At 56.8% G+C, this 17,385-nt stretch carries 14 protein-coding genes and 1 tRNA gene; 5 read left to right on the plus strand and 10 right to left on the minus strand.

What is annotated here, in order from left to right; all coding sequences use genetic code 11:
* Positions 1-55: 55 nt before the first annotated feature.
* From Pla52nx_RS24795 to Pla52nx_RS24805, 3 genes are all read right to left on the minus strand, one after another.
* A complete protein-coding gene (locus Pla52nx_RS24795; RefSeq protein ID WP_146522911.1) occupies positions 56-2,761 on the minus strand; it encodes a tetratricopeptide repeat protein in 2,706 nt (901 codons plus the stop codon).
* Between the two features lie 251 nt (positions 2,762-3,012).
* Complete coding sequence (locus Pla52nx_RS24800) at positions 3,013-4,866, minus strand: ATP-binding protein (RefSeq protein WP_146522910.1); 1,854 nt, start codon at positions 4,864-4,866, stop codon at positions 3,013-3,015.
* Positions 4,867-4,926: 60 nt separating this feature from the next.
* Complete coding sequence (locus tag Pla52nx_RS24805) at positions 4,927-6,249, minus strand: replication-associated recombination protein A (RefSeq protein ID WP_146522909.1); 1,323 nt, start codon at positions 6,247-6,249, stop codon at positions 4,927-4,929.
* Between Pla52nx_RS24805 and Pla52nx_RS24810 the strand changes: the two genes are divergently transcribed.
* Together Pla52nx_RS24810 and Pla52nx_RS24815 are read left to right on the plus strand one after the other, a co-directional pair.
* Positions 6,248-6,721 (plus strand): DUF1499 domain-containing protein, encoded by a 474-nt coding sequence (locus Pla52nx_RS24810; RefSeq protein ID WP_146522908.1) that lies wholly within the window; start codon positions 6,248-6,250, stop codon positions 6,719-6,721. The two genes, Pla52nx_RS24805 and Pla52nx_RS24810, sit on opposite strands and share 2 nt — an antisense overlap.
* A 416-nt stretch (positions 6,722-7,137) precedes the next feature.
* Positions 7,138-8,532 carry an IS4 family transposase gene (locus Pla52nx_RS24815; protein WP_342190252.1) on the plus strand — a complete coding sequence of 465 codons (1,395 nt, stop codon included), beginning with the start codon at positions 7,138-7,140 and terminating at the stop codon, positions 8,530-8,532.
* 684 nt (positions 8,533-9,216) lie between these two features.
* Here the strand turns inward: Pla52nx_RS24815 and proB are convergent.
* Positions 9,217-10,473, minus strand: a complete 1,257-nt coding sequence (gene proB, locus Pla52nx_RS24820; protein ID WP_231742017.1) for a glutamate 5-kinase — start codon at positions 10,471-10,473, stop codon at positions 9,217-9,219.
* A 296-nt stretch (positions 10,474-10,769) separates the two neighbouring features.
* Here proB and Pla52nx_RS24825 point away from each other — a divergent pair, with 296 nt between their 5' ends.
* Entirely contained in the window at positions 10,770-12,380 is a 1,611-nt protein-coding gene (locus Pla52nx_RS24825) for an amidophosphoribosyltransferase (protein ID WP_146520422.1), read from the plus strand.
* Positions 12,381-12,497: 117 nt separating this feature from the next.
* Here the strand turns inward: Pla52nx_RS24825 and Pla52nx_RS24830 are convergent.
* Positions 12,498-12,579, minus strand: a tRNA-Leu gene (locus Pla52nx_RS24830).
* 21 nt (positions 12,580-12,600) lie between these two features.
* Between Pla52nx_RS24830 and Pla52nx_RS24835 the strand changes: the two genes are divergently transcribed.
* Positions 12,601-12,762: a hypothetical protein gene (locus Pla52nx_RS24835; RefSeq protein ID WP_197454640.1), complete on the plus strand. Its 162-nt coding sequence runs from the start codon at positions 12,601-12,603 to the stop codon at positions 12,760-12,762.
* A gap of 127 nt (positions 12,763-12,889) precedes the next feature.
* Here Pla52nx_RS24835 and rplI read toward each other — a convergent pair whose 3' ends face one another.
* The 5 genes from rplI to Pla52nx_RS24860 form a co-directional block, all read right to left on the minus strand.
* Positions 12,890-13,426 (minus strand): 50S ribosomal protein L9, encoded by a 537-nt coding sequence (gene rplI / locus Pla52nx_RS24840; RefSeq protein ID WP_146520421.1) that lies wholly within the window; start codon positions 13,424-13,426, stop codon positions 12,890-12,892.
* Positions 13,427-13,529: 103 nt separating this feature from the next.
* Positions 13,530-14,066, minus strand: a complete 537-nt coding sequence (ssb, locus tag Pla52nx_RS24845; protein WP_146520420.1) for a single-stranded DNA-binding protein — start codon at positions 14,064-14,066, stop codon at positions 13,530-13,532.
* 87 nt (positions 14,067-14,153) lie between these two features.
* Complete coding sequence (gene rpsF / locus Pla52nx_RS24850; protein WP_146520419.1) at positions 14,154-14,561, minus strand: 30S ribosomal protein S6; 408 nt, start codon at positions 14,559-14,561, stop codon at positions 14,154-14,156.
* A gap of 57 nt (positions 14,562-14,618) precedes the next feature.
* Positions 14,619-15,305: an aminoacyl-tRNA hydrolase gene (gene pth, locus Pla52nx_RS24855; RefSeq protein ID WP_146520418.1), complete on the minus strand. Its 687-nt coding sequence runs from the start codon at positions 15,303-15,305 to the stop codon at positions 14,619-14,621.
* An 86-nt stretch (positions 15,306-15,391) separates the two neighbouring features.
* Entirely contained in the window at positions 15,392-15,976 is a 585-nt protein-coding gene (locus tag Pla52nx_RS24860) for a 50S ribosomal protein L25 (RefSeq protein ID WP_146520417.1), read from the minus strand.
* Between the two features lie 515 nt (positions 15,977-16,491).
* On the opposite strand from Pla52nx_RS24860, the gene Pla52nx_RS24865 reads away from it, so the two are divergent.
* Complete coding sequence (locus Pla52nx_RS24865) at positions 16,492-17,322, plus strand: MBL fold metallo-hydrolase (RefSeq protein WP_146520416.1); 831 nt, start codon at positions 16,492-16,494, stop codon at positions 17,320-17,322.
* Positions 17,323-17,385: the final 63 nt, after the last annotated feature.

The raw sequence follows: 17,385 nt of genomic DNA on the forward strand, positions 1-17,385 counted from the left end.
GCCAATCATAGTCTATCCGTTGTCATGTGATCGCAATGCTCGCTGTCGTTGCCATTCAATCATCCTCGTCAGCAAACTCGTCGTCGTCATCTTCCATGTCGTCATCTTCCATGTCGTCATCGTCCATGTCGTCGTCGTAGTCGCCATCGTAGTCGTCATCGTCTTCATCACCGAATTCTTCTCCGGCAGCCATTTCTGCCGGGGACAAACGGATGCCTTGCCAAACGATGCCGGGCGAATCCTTGAATCCTTCTTCGATAAGTTGCATGCCTGCAAACTCCGCGGGCAGTTGAAAACACAGTGATTGCGCCGCCAAGACTTCTTCTTCTGCTTGCTCTTCACTTTCTGCCAACACGCCCCATTCGCCCAAGTAGGCCGGCCAGTCTTCCTGGTGCATCATTCGTCCGGGGAAGGACTGCCAGGAGTCGTCCAAGGGTTGCGAAACGAGACAACGATAGTAGTTCACCTGACCCGAGTCACGTTTCTCACGTTGCTCGGCAAAGAACTCCTCTGAGGCACATCCGGCCTGCAGCATTCGAGTCTGAAATCGGCTGACGAGATCCGGTGCGGAAGCCCGAGCGGCAGCTTCACAACGATGCAGCAGCGCGGAAATGCCTGCGGGCGAGAGCATGTCCGCTTCGTACAGCGGAGTTTCCGATGCCCGTTTCAGGAACTCCGCCGCCACGGCATGCTCACCCAATTGTGAATTGGCGCAGCCGGTGATCACATCCAAGTGAAACGCGTCTTGGCCGATCAGCTCTCGTTCACGTGTGATCGCTGCCTTGGCGCCCGCGGGGTCACCTTGTTCCATCAGCCCGATGCTGCGGTAATAGTCGATCCAAGGTTCGACACCGGCATCGGCTTGGTATTTGTCCAAGTACGACAGCATGACCTCGAAACGTTCGAGGCTGAAAGCCAACAACGCGGCTTCCCAGGCGACGCGGGTTTCCTCGGTGCCCTCTCGGATACACAAGTCCAGCACGTGCAAGGCATCCCGTGGCCGATCGGTGTCGCGGTACAGCGACGCCAAGCGCAAGGCGATGTCACCTGCATTTCGCAGCAGCCGAAATCCTCTCGCGTAACATCGTTCTGCTTCGCCATGATTGTCTTCGGCCATGAAGTGGTCGCCGCAGCGCATGTAGGTTCTCGGCCCGACATCATCCTGTTGCAGCGTTTTGCGAAAGATCGGATCGAGACGTTCGCTGGTGATCGTTGCCCCAAACTCTTCATTGGGTCCAAAGCGGATGCGATTGCCGAGATCTCCCAACAATGAAAGCGCCGCGGGATCATCATCGAATTTGCCCACCAATCGGTTCGCCCATTGCCAGACCGTCTCAGCTTCGGCGTGGTCACCGAGCATGTAGCTGATCATGAAAACCAACCCGCACGCGTCTTCACGATGGGTGATCGTGTCCATGTCGATCGCCATGACCTCATCGCGGAGTCCCTTCAACTGTTCCAGGTATCCTTCCTCGACCACTTCGCTCAACCGTCGACCGAACTCCGAGATCACGGGCGCCAAAGGTGTGTCCGGTGCCGATGTTTCCTCGCCCTGCTTGTCGGAGGTAAGCTCGGAATCATCGTGGCTGGACGAACTGCTGTCGCCGTGCCCGTTGGCGGATGTCGCGACAGGACGTCCGTAGATCGCCAGTGGAGTGGTTGGAAAGTCTTCGTCTTGCAGAGCGGTCAATCGCCGCAACGACAGCCAATCACTTGCCGCGCTGGCTCGTTTTTGCAACTGCTTGCCGAGTTTTTCAGCAAGTCGATCTTGTCCAGAGAGCAAGCTATTGGCGATCAGTCTCAGGCGAACTTCGAACCACAGGTTGGTGCCGTGCAAATCTTGTAGTTTCTTGTCCCAACGGGTCAGGATCTCAGCCGCTGCTTCGTACTGCTGCGAAACCGTCAATGCCAAGGCTTCGTTCAGCATTTTCAGATAGTCGTACATGGGGCACTCGCCTTCGGGCGGATGATGCTCCCAAGCCGGGTTGCTTTGCATCTCGGCGGGTTGGCCGGCGGAAATCAGCAGCGCGTCCAAGTCGTACAGCACACGGATTTTGGCTTCCAACGGCAAAGTGACTTCTTCGCTCTCGGCCAACTCCAACGCTTCGCGACACAGCTTGATCGCTTCGTCGTGTCGTCCGGCCAAGCACGCCAACGAGGCGAGTTTCTTCTTGACCAACCAGCGTCGATCGCCGCGGTCGGACAAAGGAGATGAGCCGTCCAGGACCAAGCTGCACTGGTGCGACGCCATCTCGGCATCGTCCGCAGCAAGGTAGACATCGCACGAGTATTCGCGAAAGCATCCCACACATGCCAGTTTGCCGGTCTTGCGACAAACGTGCAGTCCGTCGGCGATGCACGCTTGCATTCCTTCGCTGTTGTAACCTTCGATCTGCCCCGTGGCTTCGGCCAAGTTCTCGTAGGCGCAGGAACTCATCTGGTACACCAGAGCTTCGTAAAGCTGTGGTGGCATGTCGGGCTGGATCTTTCGACATTGCTCTTCGCTTTCCAGCAGCGAGATCAACTCGATCGCCCGTTCTCGCATGGTTTGAAAGTCCAGCAAATACTGGGCTTCGTCCATCTGATGGAACACGGAGGTGATATAGAAATAGGCACGCTGCTCGCGTTTTGCTTTTTGCCTCAATTGTCCGTAGAGATCGAACGACGTCTTGTAGATTCCGGGTTGAATCAACTCACCGGCTTGTTCGGCCAGCGATTCGAGTTGCTTGTCAATTTCGCTGAGGTCATCAAAGTCGTTCATGGACGGTTTCCGTGATCGATGGAATAAAAGTACGTCAGGCTTTCTAGCCTGACACGGAGTGTTGGACGCAACCCGGAAAGGCAACGCTGTGAAGCATTTTGACGGTCAAAAATACTAGCACGAAGCGCAAGCGAGTGAATAAGGTGACTCACTCACTTGCGCTTCGTGCTGGTAATTCCTGCGTTTCAGCAAAGAAAATGTTTTACAGCGTTGCCGGAAAGGCTGACGCAAATGTCTCTGGCGGTGGTGGATCAGGTATCGCGGCCCCAGAGGACTTCTGCGATCCAATCGAGGTCCTCGGACTGCATTTGTTGTGTCTTTCGATCCGAAGCGGCACCGGCGGCATGCAGTGCATTGCTGACAAGCAAACGAACAACGTTGGCCAGTGGGCTGCGTGTGCCACGTTCCAAGGCTCTTTTGACGAGTCGGTGTTCGCGGTTGAGGATGACTTCGTTTTGATCGGCCGGTGAGTTTTCAAAGTGGGCGTCGATCATGCGTTGGAACCCTCGTGGGATCTCACCTTCTTTTTTGAGATCTTCGAACGTTTTGGCCAGTTCGTAGCGTTCGTTCAAGAAAGCCATAACGGGTTGGTTTTGTCGATAGGACGCCCACAGCACTTTCGCCCCCGTGCCACTGAGGAACTCCGACCACTCCGCACTAGCGTCTTCCATGTCGGACATGCCCAAGACGCATTGATCGAACCCGGGACTCGAGGGGCTCGCGACACGAACGTCGACGACACTTTCCTGAGTGTCGGCGACCATGGACGCCAACAGCAATTCTTCGAAACTTCTCAACGCGTGCACACACAGCGTCTCGGTGCCGTCGAACACGTCGCTCAGATACCTTTCTTGGCGACGATCCGCGTTGTACCAAATCACCTGATCGGCTTCGGACTCATAAAGCGGATCGGCTTCGCATCTTTCGAGGATCTGTTCGAACGTCAGGTCGCCCTGGGTCGTCGAAAACCGGTAGCAGCTTCTCAGCAATTGACGCAGCGGTTCTTCGTCGAGAGCGGAACCTGCGATCGTGAATCGGTGCCAACTGATGATGGCTTCCAATCGTGCCGGCTGTTTTTCCGCCAATTCGTTCAAGTGGTCATAGATGATCTTGGCCAGCGTCGCTTTGGTGCGAGCGAACTGACCGTCTCGCACCAGGTCCTCGCGACTGGCGGTGGGCGAGCAATCGGGCAGCTCCAAAATGCCGCGCAGGAAAGATCCCCAGGAGGGCAACAAGTCTTGGACGTGACGTGAGATCACCATGCGGCGGATGGTGGCGGCAACCACGGAGTCGTCGGTGAAACCCGGCGTGCGTTGAGGCGAGATGTACAGGGCACCTTCGATCACCACCGGCTTTTCGACTTTGATCGGAATCACGTCCAGGGGTGTTTCTTCGAAATAGCTGGCCAAGTCCAGTTCGATGGTTTCTTCGTCATGGCCGCTCTCAAACCAAGACGCTTGGATCACATTGATCCGCTGCGAAGATCCGTTGAGAAAGATCGGCACCGGCAAGAAATCCGCATAACGTTTGACCGCCAGTTCCAGCATCTCCGGGTCGATGGCAAAGGACACGTAGTCTTTTTTCAGATGCAGACAAACGCTGGTTCCGTTCTTGTCGCGTTCGCAGGGGGACAACTCGATTTCCGTCCCAGCGCCGGCGACCCAGCGGACCGGTTCGACGTCGTCCGACTTGCGGCTTTCCACGACGAGTTGGTCGGCCAACATGAAGGCGCTGAACAGGCCGATTCCGAATTGACCGATCAGTTCATCGCCCGATCCGCTGACACTCTGGCGAGCTTCCTCGCTGCCGCGTCCTTTCAACAGACCGGTGATCCCGATGCCGAGCGTTCCCAAATACGATTCGGCTTCCTCGGCACTGAGCCCGATGCCGTCATCGGTGAAAGTGATCGTTCCATTTTCGGCGTCTTGGACGATATCGATCCGTCCTTGAAAACTCAGATCGCGACTACGACGACGCATGATCGCGTCATGCGAGTTCTGGATCAGTTCACGAATCGGAGTGTCCAGCCGGCTGTAGAGCGAGGACCCCATGATCTCGATGATGCCGGCAATGTCGACCTTAAAGGGAATCCGGCGATTCCACATGTTGGTTGGATCCTGGTGATTCAAGATAATAATGACTGAGAGAGAAAAGGAAGCGGAAGATCAGGATCGAAGTTTTTGCTTGATCGTCTTGAGTCTTTGTTGGAGCTCAAGTTCGAAACCGCGTGAGACGGGATGGTAATACGTGCGGTCGTCGCCCAAGTAGTCCTGTGTGGCCACGCCGTCGTTTTCGTTGTGACTATAAATGTAGCCATCTCCGTGCCCCAGTTGTTTCGCACCGCCGTAGTGAGCGTCTCGCAGATGAGCCGGGACCGGTAAGAGCTTCTTTTCTTGGACGTCCTTGACCGCCGCACCGATCGCGGTGGTCGCGGCATTGCTTTTGGGAGCAAGTGCCAGATAGGCCACCGTTTGGCTAAGCGTCAGTTGACATTCTGGCAACCCGATCCACTCACAGGCTTGCATGGCAGCGACGGCAAGCGGCAGGGCTTGTGGATCCGCGTTGCCGATGTCTTCACTGGCCAGGATGACCAACCGACGACAAAGGAATCGGATGTCTTCGCCGCCCTCGAGCATTCTCGCCAACCAATAGATGGCCGCGTCGACGTCACTGCCTCGGATGCTCTTGATCAGAGCGCTGGCCAAGTTGTAGTGGTCGTCTCCCGTCGCATCGTATCCCCCCAGTCGCTTGCCCAATGATTCGGCGACCGCCGACTTGTCCACCACCGGCGGACTCGATTGGCAGCTGCCCACCGCGATTTCCAATGCCGACAATGCTCGACGGGCATCGCCTTCGCAAGCATCTGCCAAGTAATCAAGTGCGTCTGCCGTCACGGTGACGTCGCAATCACCCAGTCCACGCTCATGGTCTGACATGCAGCGATCCAACAGCGATCGAATTTCCTCCTGTGACAGCATGTTGAGTTGAAAGATCTGGCTGCGGCTGAGCAACGCTCCGTTGACAGCGAAATAGGGATTGCTGGTGGTCGCGCCGATCAGAGAAACAATGCCCGCCTCGACATCGGGCAGCAAAGCATCTTGCTGGCTCTTGCTGAATCGGTGAATCTCATCGATGAACAACAACGGACGCGGTGCGCCGGTGGCGACCAAATCACCTGCCCAAGCGAGCACTTCGCGAACGTCTTTGACCCCGCCCGTCACCGCGCTGAGTTTGCGAATCTCGCTGCCGGTCTCGGTGGCCAGCAGGTGCGCCAATGTGGTCTTTCCGGTTCCGGGAGGACCGAAGAGAATGACGGACCCGAGTCGACGAGCGTCAATCATCCGCCGCAACAGTTTGCCTGGGCCTAAAATATGCTGCTGACCGACGTACTCACTCAAATTCTGCGGACGCATGCGAGCCGCTAGAGGCTGCGCGGCGCTGAGAAAATCCTTTTCTTGGGCATCGAACAGCGACGGAATTTGATTCATGAACATGCCCGCAAAAAGAACGGCTCCTCGAAAAATGATTTGGTTCATCATCTTAGCGTCCATCGGGATTCCGCTGGCCCTGGTGGTCTGGCGGGTGGACGACTGGAATCGCGATTGGACCACTAATCACGCGTCGTTGGAAGACACGGCAGTGCGTCCCGAGTTGCGTCCGCAAATATTTACGGGGGCGGTCGCCGATGTAGCTGACCGGATTGAACGCTGGAGCGAGCAACAATCCCACTGGGACTTGGTGCAGCGCAACGACACCGAATGGGAAACGACACTCAAAATGACTCGCACAACGGGACTATTTCGCTTCGTCGACGATGTCACGGTGCAGTTGCGTTCAGCACCGGAGTCAGAGGGGCATGTGACAATGTACGCGACAAGTCAGTCTCGGATCGGAAAAGGTGACTTGGGGCAAAACCCGAGAAATCTCGCCGAACTGGTGCGTGGCGTGAATGCCATGTGAAAGCGACGTGCGGCGGAGGAAACAACTGACGGCTACCTTTGCACTGTCACCTCCCCCAGAGAACGAGACTGCTGATTTATTGAACCGCAAGGCTGGACTGCTCGAAGTTTGGTGTTGTGTCTTTTCGGGTTTGCGCAAGTTCATGTCCCTACTGCCGGCGCAGCTCGTAGCCCCAGTGAGCCTCAGGCGCTAGCCGTGGGCCTGAGGCTGCCGGCGCAGCTCGTAGCCCCAGTGAGCCTCAGGCGCTAGCCGTGGGCCTGTTGATTTAATCGATATTGGGAACGCAAGGGTGAGCCGTGGGCCGTAAGGCCAATGCCACCTATTCTCTACTCTATCGAGTGGCGCGTTATGTTTTTGGCACGGAATTTGCGCTGCTGAATTGGTTTCAATTTGTCCGCCAATTTGTCACCAATTCAATGCTCGATCCCAAATCACACGCCACTGAGAACGAACAGCAATTCTGTCGCGCAAAAACATTGCTCGCGGATTTGCTTCAGCTCCCTACGATCGTTAAAGAGCTTGAGCAACAAGACGCCAGTTCCGCTGCAAAGATTTACACACAAGCACCAACACTTTGGCTACTGGTGCTGCAACGTCTCGGGGGAGGCCTCACTCTTGATCAAGCCGTCAGTGATCTGATCGACAATCACAAAGACCTCCTGCCCCCTAACCGGCGAGTTACTGAAGGGACGCTTTCAAAAAACAATTCCGCTTACAACCAAGCGAGAAAAAAACTGCCGATTAAGGTTGTCCAAGACTTTTCCAATCGCATTTGCGATCACCTGGCACGCAAGGCCCAGCCAGCTTTTCTTGAGCGGCGTGTGTTCATCCTCGACGGAACGACGATCACACTGCCACCCACACCGGCGCTCAAGAAAGCATTTCCACCAGCATCCAACCAGTACGGTGAATCCGTTTGGCCCGTTGCGATGCTCATGGTCGCCAATGAAATGCAGACCGGTTGCGCGTTAATGCCACAGATCGATCCGATGTACGGCCCCAACAATTCCAGCGAAACCAGACAAGCCGAGAAAGTCATCGACCGACTTCCAGAGAATTCGATTGTCAAGGCCGATAGCGGTTTCGGCGTGTTCTCAGTGGCTTTTCATTGCCAAACGCGTGGGAAAGAGTTCTTACTGCGTCTGACCAAACAGCGATACAAGGCATACCTCAAGAACGCCACGCTGGTAGAGGAAGGGCCTGGCTACGTAACGCACCATTTGATCTGGAAGCCATCGAGCAAAGAACGCAGGAACCACCAGAATCTTCCTGAGGATGCAGCTTGTGAAGTCTTTATTCACCAAGTCGAATTGGACAACGGTCAAACGCTGGAGTTGGTCACCAACATCGAAGCGGACGCCTTGTCCGTGGGCGAGCTTTACCGTCGCCGCTACGATGTGGAATTCGACATCCGGGACCTGAAAGTCACGATGGACACCGAGAATATCCGTGCCAAGAGCGTGGACACGATGAAAAAGGAGCTGATGGGATCGGTGATCGCCTACAATCTGGTGTCCCAGTTGCGCAAGCAGGCCGCCAAGTTGATTAATATCTCGCCTCGACGACTGAGCTTCAGTGGCGCGTGGCAGGACTTTCAGAGTGGCCTGCTTCGCAAGGAATTAACGACACTGGAGCAATGGACGCTTGCGTACCAGAAGACGCTCATTGATGCCTCGACGAGAAAGCTTCCCAATCGCAAGACACCGCGGAGCTACCCTCGAGTCGCGCATACTCGCCGCCAAAAGAGCACCAAGTTCCAACGTTTGGAAAGAAAAATAAAATCCAAAGCCTCCGAATCACCACCCGATTGACGACAAAGTAGGTGGCATTGGCCGTAAGGCCCACGGCTCACCCTTGCGTTCCCAATTTCGATTAAATCAACAGGCCACTAGGGACCGACTGTTCAAAATGAACATACAATGGTTGGCGACGACAAAAGTCGGCGCATAAAAAAGGTCGATCCGGTATGGATCGACCGATCGTTGGGCATCGTGGCCTGGCGGGCCGTTGTACGACATCTATTAGGGCCGACATGTGACGGGGGGCTGTAGCCGATCTAGCGGCTCAGCCGGACACCTCACGCGAAGCGATTCTTATTTCTTGCGGTGACGAATCTTCGCACGCATACGTCGTTTTTTTCGTCCCACTTTACGTCGGCCCTTTCCGGTTCTTTTCGTACCCACCTAGATCGGTCTCCCAATTGGTTGTGTCCGTCACGATTTTGAGGCGGCGGACAAGACAATGTGTTGATGTGTGAATGACTCGACCGACAGAGAGGACTGTCGGTGATTTCTGTAAAATCCTCCCCCCGTTAATGGGTTACCCGTCTGTGAGTTACCCGTCTGTGAGTTACCCGTTGATGAGTTACCGGTCGACAGGTTACCAAGTGACGAGTCACCAAGCGACGAGTTGCGTCCAGAGGTGGCAGCAACGGGGCCAACGGCCTCGTGGGGGCCCAATAGCGTAACAGAATGGCATCCGCAGGCAAGGTGGAATCAAGAGAGCACCAGGTTACTGCGGTGAACAACACTCTCGTAGGGTCGGTGGCCCAGAATCTCGCCGATCTGGTCACTGGGGCTCCCCAAGATTTTGGCCAGCTCATCGGACGGGTAATTGCACAACCCGCGGGCGATTTCGTGACCATTTGGATCTCGGATGGAGACAACGGCTCCTTGAGAAAAACGCCCCTCGATCGCTTTGATACCGATGGCCAGCAAGCTGCCACCGCCCACGGTCACGGCTTTTGCGGCCCCCGCGTCGACCGAGAGCGCCCCGGCGACGGGCGCCGACGCGCTGATCCAGCGACGTCGTCCACGGATCGACTTGGTGGGTGCCAGGAAAAGGGTCCCCACGGACTGCCCAGCCATGATTTGGTCCAAAACGTCGTCTTTTCGTCCCGGACCGATGATCACGTTGTGTCCGTGCGACGTCGCCAACTGGGCCGCCTTTAATTTACTCGTCATGCCGCCTTTGCTCATGATCCGTTTGGGCGATGCATTCTTGGCTTGGGTGTCGCTGCTTGCTTTCGGTTTTGGGAGTGCACCGGCTTGGCTCGTTGGGCCATCCAGGATGGCGGATGACGGGGAATCGGCGGCCAAAGCAAAGACAGAATCGTCCAAATGCTCGACCAACGGCACCAGCTTGCTGCCCGGCGCGGTAGGTGGGCCGGTGTAGAGACCATCGATGTCGGACAAGATGATCAACAGGCAATCGCTCAATAATCCCGCTACCTGTGCCGCCATCCGGTCGTTGTCACCAAAGGTCGTCATCAGCTCTGCGACGGCGACCGAATCGTTTTCATTGACCACTGCGATCGCACCGAAATCGTGGATTTGTGTCAGGGCGTTACGAACGTGCAGGTATCCGCTCCGTCGTCTGAGGTCGGAACTGGTCAGCAAGACCTGAGCAGCGTGACGTCCTTGAGCAGAGATCGCAGTCTCGTAGGCTTGGATCAGGTCCGTCTGCCCCACCGCCGCGACGGCTTGCAATTGAGCCAAGCCGCTGGGACGCTCCTCCAAACCCAGCTTTCCCATTCCGGCCCCCACCGCTCCGCTGCTGACCATCACCGTTTGACGCCCGGTATCGGCGATCCGACAGAGTTGTTGGCTGAGCAGGGCGATACGATGCCGGTCCAGCTTGCCCTCCGAATCAGTCAAAACCCGTGTTCCGACTTTGACCACAATCGATTTTGCCTGCGCGATCACGTCTCGCCGGCTGGGTGGGCTGTCAGAGAAGGAATTCGTTTGGGTCACTGGTTTTCTCAGCGGGGGCCGTTGAATGAGTGGGCTCGGGAGCGACGGAAATCTCGCAACAACTTGGTCCATTGTCACTTCGGCTCGCCGATCATGAAAGGGAGCGGTCGCCTTCGTTTGCCCGAGTCGACTTTTTTGATCATTCTGACCTGATCGACTATGCGGGCGGTTCGACAAACTCGCAGCGATTTGGACAATAGAGAACTGTGAGTTTTGCTTTCGGTGTTGTCTGCATTTCCCCTCTGGAACGTTTCGACGTTACCTCGCATCCCCCCAACTCTGGACCCATCATCGGTATGAGCGAATTGCATCATGAGTGCGGTGTCGCAGCCATTTATCACTTGTCGGGGCGTGGGCGTAGCCCCATGTGTGGCGAGGAGGGGCCGCGACAAATCTCTCGGTTGTTGCCCAGAATGCTGCTGGACATCCAAAACCGCGGGCAGCTCGCCGCCGGCATGACCACCCTGAACACGGAACGCCCGGACCTGCTACGGACCCGACGTGACGTCGGTACGGTCACGGAAGTCTTTCGGTTGAACCACCGAGCCAAAGCGGAATCGTTGATGAAGTCCTTGGCGGGACGGGCGGCCATCGGACACGTTCGCTACGCAACTTGCGGCCAAGACGACCGCAGCTACGCACAACCCTTTGAACGAAAGCACATTCACAAACGCAAGTGGTTTAGCTTTTGCTTCAACGGTCAGTTGGCCAATTACGGCGTGCTGAAAGAACGGTTGCTCGCTGACGGTGATCATCACCTGTCACTCGATACGGACACCGAAATCATCTTGCACGAGATCGGCCGCATCCTCAGCGAAGCGCCCGGTCGCATCGAGTGGATCGACGTGCTGCGTCAAGTCGCTGCGGGATTCGACGGCGCCTACTCGCTGGCGCTGCTGTCGGCCGAAGGAGAAATGATCGTCGCTCGCGATCCGCTGGGCATCAAGCCGATGTGCTACGTCCACGAGGGACCGCTGTTTGCCGCCGCCAGCGAAAGCGTTGCCCTGCTGAACTTGGGTTTCGAGTCCAGCCAAATCAAATCGTTGGCACCCGGACACGCCATCGTCATTCATCCCAAGAAAGGGCTTGAGATCCTGCAGTTCGCGAAATCCCCCAAGCCGGCGCACTGTTTCTTTGAATGGATCTATTTTGCCAACGTCGCCAGCACGCTAGACGACCGAAGCGTCTATCTGAGCCGAACTCGATTGGGCGAAGAATTGGCCAAGGCCGAGCGTGAAATGGGACGCGTGCCCCTGGATGACCCTGACACAATCATCGTGCCCGTTCCGGACACCAGCAAAGCCGCTGCAGACGCGATGGCCTACGAACTGTCGATTCCGTGTCGCGAAGGACTGATTCGCAATCGCTACGCCGGACGGACGTTCATCGAAGGCGGCCGGGCCAGAAAGGCCAAGGCGGCCACGAAGTACACGCCGCTGAGAGAAGTCATGGAGGGCAAACGGGTGATCTTGGTGGAAGATTCGATCGTCCGCAGCACAACGATGAACGTGCTGTTGGATCGGATCCGAGAAGTCGGCGGGGCCAAAGAAATCCACGTCCGCGTGGCCTGTCCGCCCATCATCGCGCCGTGTTTCTACGGCATCGATATGAGCACCATCGACCAACTGATCGCGCCCAAGTACTTCGGCGTGACAGGCGAACTGACCGAGAGCTCACAGCAGAAACTCGCCGACGACCTTGGCGCCGACACGCTCTCGTACCTGCCCGTCGAAGCAATCGCCCGCGCCATCGGGTTGCCCGCAGAACACCTCTGCCGAGCTTGCGTCACAGGCGAATATCCAACCGATTGCGGCCAGCACCTCTACCAAATCGCCCTGGATAACCGCGGTTCGAAACAGGACTCGCAACGAACCTACGAGCAACTCGCAGCTGCGCTACAGAAGTAAACTTGCTGGAGTATCGGCTTTAGCCGAAATACGCTGAACGACTCCAGCGACGATGACCCACCCTGGCGGCAGAAGCCTGTCCCAGGGTGCTGGTTGCGAACACAGAAAGAAAAGCAATAGGGCTGACAGGAGTCGAACCTGCACTTCCGAAGAAACTGGAACCTAAATCCAGCGCGTCTGCCAGTTCCGCCACAGCCCCGGTATTGCCGGTGTCCAAGAAATGATTGCCGACCCAGCGTCGCTGCCCGCCGCATACACGCTGGGTGGTGAATGCGGCGTATCGTGCGAAAACCTAGTTGGCGTTCGCGTTGTCTTGGCCCCTGAGGCGGCGGGGATGTTGCAAACCCCGGCCGCACTTACCGGCTTGTTGATTGACTCGTAGGTTGGCCACTGCTGGCCGACACTCAATACGCAGACGGGCACGAGCGCCCATCCTGATGCCATTCCCCCCAACGCGGACTAAAATCAACAAGCCGCTTAGGTCTCGCGACTCACAAAACAGGAGGCGACTAGCCCTGGACGTCGTCCGAGGCGGTGGGGACCACCCAAACCTTGAGGCTTGCGTCGACTTCGCTGTGCAGGTGAACGCGGACGGTATACAGACCGAGCTCCTTGAGCGGGCCGTCCAGGCGGATCTGATCGTTGGCCAGGCTGAAACCGGCTTCCTTGAGCGCGCCAACGATTTCTTGCGGACCGACGCTGCCGTACAAGTGGCCTTCGTCGTTCGCGTTGGCTTCGATCGTGATCGACTGTTTGCCCAGTTCGTCGGCGAGCGTTTGGTAGCTCTTGAGTTTCTCAAGCTCCATTTCACGAAGCTTCTCACGGTGCTTGTCGACCATCCGTTTGTGGTGGTCGGTGGCGATGGTCGCCATGCCGTGGGGCAGCAGGTAGTTGAGCGCGTAACCTGGCTTGACTTCGACAATGTCGCCCTGCTTGCCAAGGTGTTCGATGTTGTGGATCAACAGCAGTTGGATCCCGCCATTTTCGCCGGTGGGCAGTCGTTTGTAAGGTCGTTTGAACTTGCGTCCGCTACGGGTTTTGGTCATCGGAAAACTCGTTTTTCGATTCTGCTCAGTAAAAGCTGTTGATTGGAAAGTGTCTTAACGTGTTGTTCTGAATGGCGGGCATGATCAGTAATCAGATCGCCGATCAGAACGGTATCTCGGGGTCGTTGTATCCTGCTCCGCCGCCGGTCGGCTGGGCTTCGGCCGCCCCTGCAGATTCCCGGGCTGGCCTGGAGGGTTCTGGCCTGGAGGGTTCTGGTCTGGAGGGTTCCGGTCTGGAGAAGTCGGGTTCGTTCATCGGGGAGGAATCGTAGTGCATGCCGTGCTCGGCGGTCTGGGCTCCCTCGCGGGTTCGTCCGCTGCTGAGCATTTGCATTCGGTCGCACACGACTCGCAGTTTACTTCGTTTCTGGCCTTCCGATTCCCAGGTATCCAATTTCAATCGGCCTTCCACCAAGATCGGCGATCCCTTGCTGAGGTATTCGCTGGCGACTTCGGCGGTTCGCCCCCAGAGGGTGACATCGACAAACGTTGTTTCGTCGACCCATTCTCCGGTGGCTGTTTTTCGGCGGTCGTTAACCGCCATCCCGACGTCCGTGACGGCTGTCCCGCCTGCGGTATACCGCAATTCGATGTCTCGGGTCAAGTTACCGACCAAGATGACGCGATTGTAGCTGGCCATCGAAGGGGTCCTCTTGTCACGGGGAAACAAAAATCACTGTCGGAAAGTGCCACTGTCAAACGAGTGTCGCTGCCGAACGAGCCGAGCTCAGTCAACTGCCTCGACGGCGTCATCATCAGCAGTGTCCGCTGCCGCTTCTGCAATCTCGGTGCGGGGGACGATGTTCTCGCCGCGTGCGTTTGCCAAGATCGGCTCCACCAAACGGGCATCGAGCTTCAAGGTCATCTGACGCATCACTGGCTCGCAAAGCTGCAGGGCGCGGGCGACTTTGGTCAACGCATCGCCTTCCATCTCGTAGTAGGTCAGCCAGTAGGTGCCTTTCTGGTGCCCATCGATCGGATAAGCAAGCTTTTGTTCCATCCACAGTCGATTGACGAGGACGGTTCCGCCGGCGTTGGTGATGATGTCGTCGAGTTGCTTGGCGACGCCACCTGGATCACGCGCGTAGTGGTTGCTGTCCAGGATGCTCAGGGTTTCGTAAGTGTTGATGGCCACGGCTGTTTCGACTCTCCGTCAGACTGGTTCGCGATTTGGATTCAGGTTTTGTTGGATTTAGGATTCGTTTTTGGGGCCGGGCGATTGCTCGCCGGTTTCCGCATCGATCCTGGGCTTCGCGGCCGATGGTTTGTCGGCCACTGGTTTGTTCTTGGTGTTCACTTTCTTTTCATCGGTGTCGGCAGACGCGTTGAACTTGTTCATCGCGGCACCAATCCCATCATTCACCCAGCTGATCGCAGCATAGGCGGCTTGAGTGGTCGCTGATTCTATCGTTTCGATTTCATTCTTGGCGAATTTTCCAAGGACGTAATCGGTCACCGTCCAGCCATCGGGTGGACGACCAATCCCAATTCGCAACCGGGGAAACGATTCATCTCCCAGATGGCGAATGATGTCTTTCAATCCGTTTTGCCCCCCGGCACTGCCGCGAGGTCGGATGCGCAACCGACCCGGTGCGAGATTGAGGTCATCGCACAAGACCAGGATGTCATCGTGTTCCAATTTGTAAAAATCAACGGCTTTTCGAACACTTTGGCCGCTGGCGTTCATGTAAGTGTGTGGGCACAGCAAACAGACCTTGGTCCCGCTTGCGGATGCCTCTGCTAACTCGCCTTCGAACTTTACTTTCGAAGGACTCGCGGACAGCAAAGCGGCTATTTTAGCCACTGCGATAAAGCCGACGTTGTGGCGGGTGTCCTCGTATTTTTTTCCGGGATTACCCAGCCCAACGATCAGCTTCATTTGTTCATTTGTCGCGTTTCGGTCCGACAGCGGCAGGCTGCGATCAACCAGTGATCATACACTTAGCCACCGACCGAAGGCTTGACTCACTCCCCAGCTTCGCCTTCCTCACCCGTGCCTGCATCCTTGGCACCCTTGGGAATTTCGATCGTGTACACGACGGTTTCCACGGGGGTCAATAACTCAACGCCTTCGGGCAGCGTGATATCGCCAGCGGAGCGATTTTCACCCGCATCGACATCCAGCACGGTCAAGACGACGTACTCGGGAATGGTAACGGCCGAGCATCGGATTTCGACTTCGTGAACGTTTTCGACCACGATACCGCCGTGTCGCGCACCCACGGGCTCGCCGCGGAAACGAATCGGCACTTTGACTTCGACCTTTTCGCTCAAGTCAACGCGTTGCAGGTCGACGTGCAGGATTTCGATTCCCAAGGGATCCCATTGCAGGCTGCTGACCAGTGCGGTCTCGGTGACGGCACCTTGCAATTCAACAATCTTTGCGTGGTGACGCACGATCGACTCGGCGTCAGCCTGTGAGATCGCCAAGTGCTCGGTATCTTGTTTGTGACCGTACAAAACAGCAGGCACCCGGCCGCTATTACGCAGGCGTCGCGAGTTTGCCGATCCCAAGAGATCGCGTTTCTCTACTTGCAGAACTTCCGCCATCGCGGGTCTACCCTTCTGAGTCCAGTGAATGATTTGGATTCGTCATTGTCGTCGAGATGTCGGCCTGACAGCTCACCACAAAGACGGGGGGCGGGTCACACGTTGACCAACGCCAGCCCTCTGATGTTGCCGGGGCATTTGCCGCAGCGAAGCGGGTTAGTATGGCGTAAGACGGGGTCTTCGCAAGCCCAAACGGCGGACGATTCCGTCAGAGTTGATCAACCCCGTCCCCAAGTGGGCTGTCGAAGAGCCGCCGGTCGGTCACTCATGGCCGACATTCGCGAGTTTAGGGGAACAAGAGTGACCGTCCTGCTGGCTTTTTCAGTGCATTCGCGTCTCGCAGAGACGCGTCTAAGTGGAGTTCTTTTCGCGTTCCCAGAGACGCGGCTACGTGAATTGTGGGCTCCTGCTACCGACGAACAGGGCTGTGGGGTACGTTTTGGGGGCGGGGAAAGTTGCCAGCTCACGGGTTGCTGGACCCCGTTTTGCCCATTTTACAGTGACGTCCACGCCAAGTGACCTTTGCCCCCGAACGATCCGAATCTGCCGACATCGGCACGGCCGTCCTGCTGGGGACCGGGACGAGCGTGGGGGTTCCGGCGATCGGGTGCGATTGCGCGGTCTGCCAAAGCAATGACCCCAAGAATCAACGGCTTCGCTGTGCGGTCCTGATCCGGCTGCCCGGCGGCACGGTACTGATCGACACGCCGCCGGATTTGAGGACTCAGTTGCTGCGTGAACGAGTCCGCTTGGTGCATTCGGTCGTCTATACCCACGAGCACGCGGATCACGTTTTTGGGCTCGATGACTTGCGACTGTTTCCTTTTCGGTTGGGGGCACCGATACCGCTTTACTGTCGCCCAGTCGTGGAAGAGGCGATTCGACGCTCGTATTCTTATGCGTTTTCGGATCGGCAGCCGACGCATCCCGGCGCAACGCCGAAACTGGAGATTCGTTCGATCGATGAGTCGCCGTTCGATGTAATCGGGACAAAGTTCATTCCGATTCCGATGAAGCATGGACCGCATTTCAATGTCTTGGGTTTTCGGATCGGTGACTTTGCCTACTGCACCGACACGAACGAAATCCCCGAGTCGTCCATGGAAAAGTTGGCCGGTGTGCAGACGCTGGTGGTAGGTGCATTGCGATATGAGCCGCACCCGACGCATTTCAATGTGGAGCAAGCCGTCGAGGCGTCGCGTCGAGTCGGCGCGACGCGGACCTTTCTGACGCATGTTTCGCACGAACTGGATTACTCCGCGACGAACGAAGCATTGCCCCCGGGAATCGAGCTGGCCTACGACGGGCTGAACATTCCGATTCGGCTGTCACGCACGACTTTCTAGACGACGACTTCCGGGGGCCGTCAAGCACAACACCCAAACACAGCGGGCTGGCAAGCGAGTAGA

Source organism: Stieleria varia (assembly GCF_038443385.1).
GTDB lineage: Bacteria > Planctomycetota > Planctomycetia > Pirellulales > Pirellulaceae > Stieleria > Stieleria varia.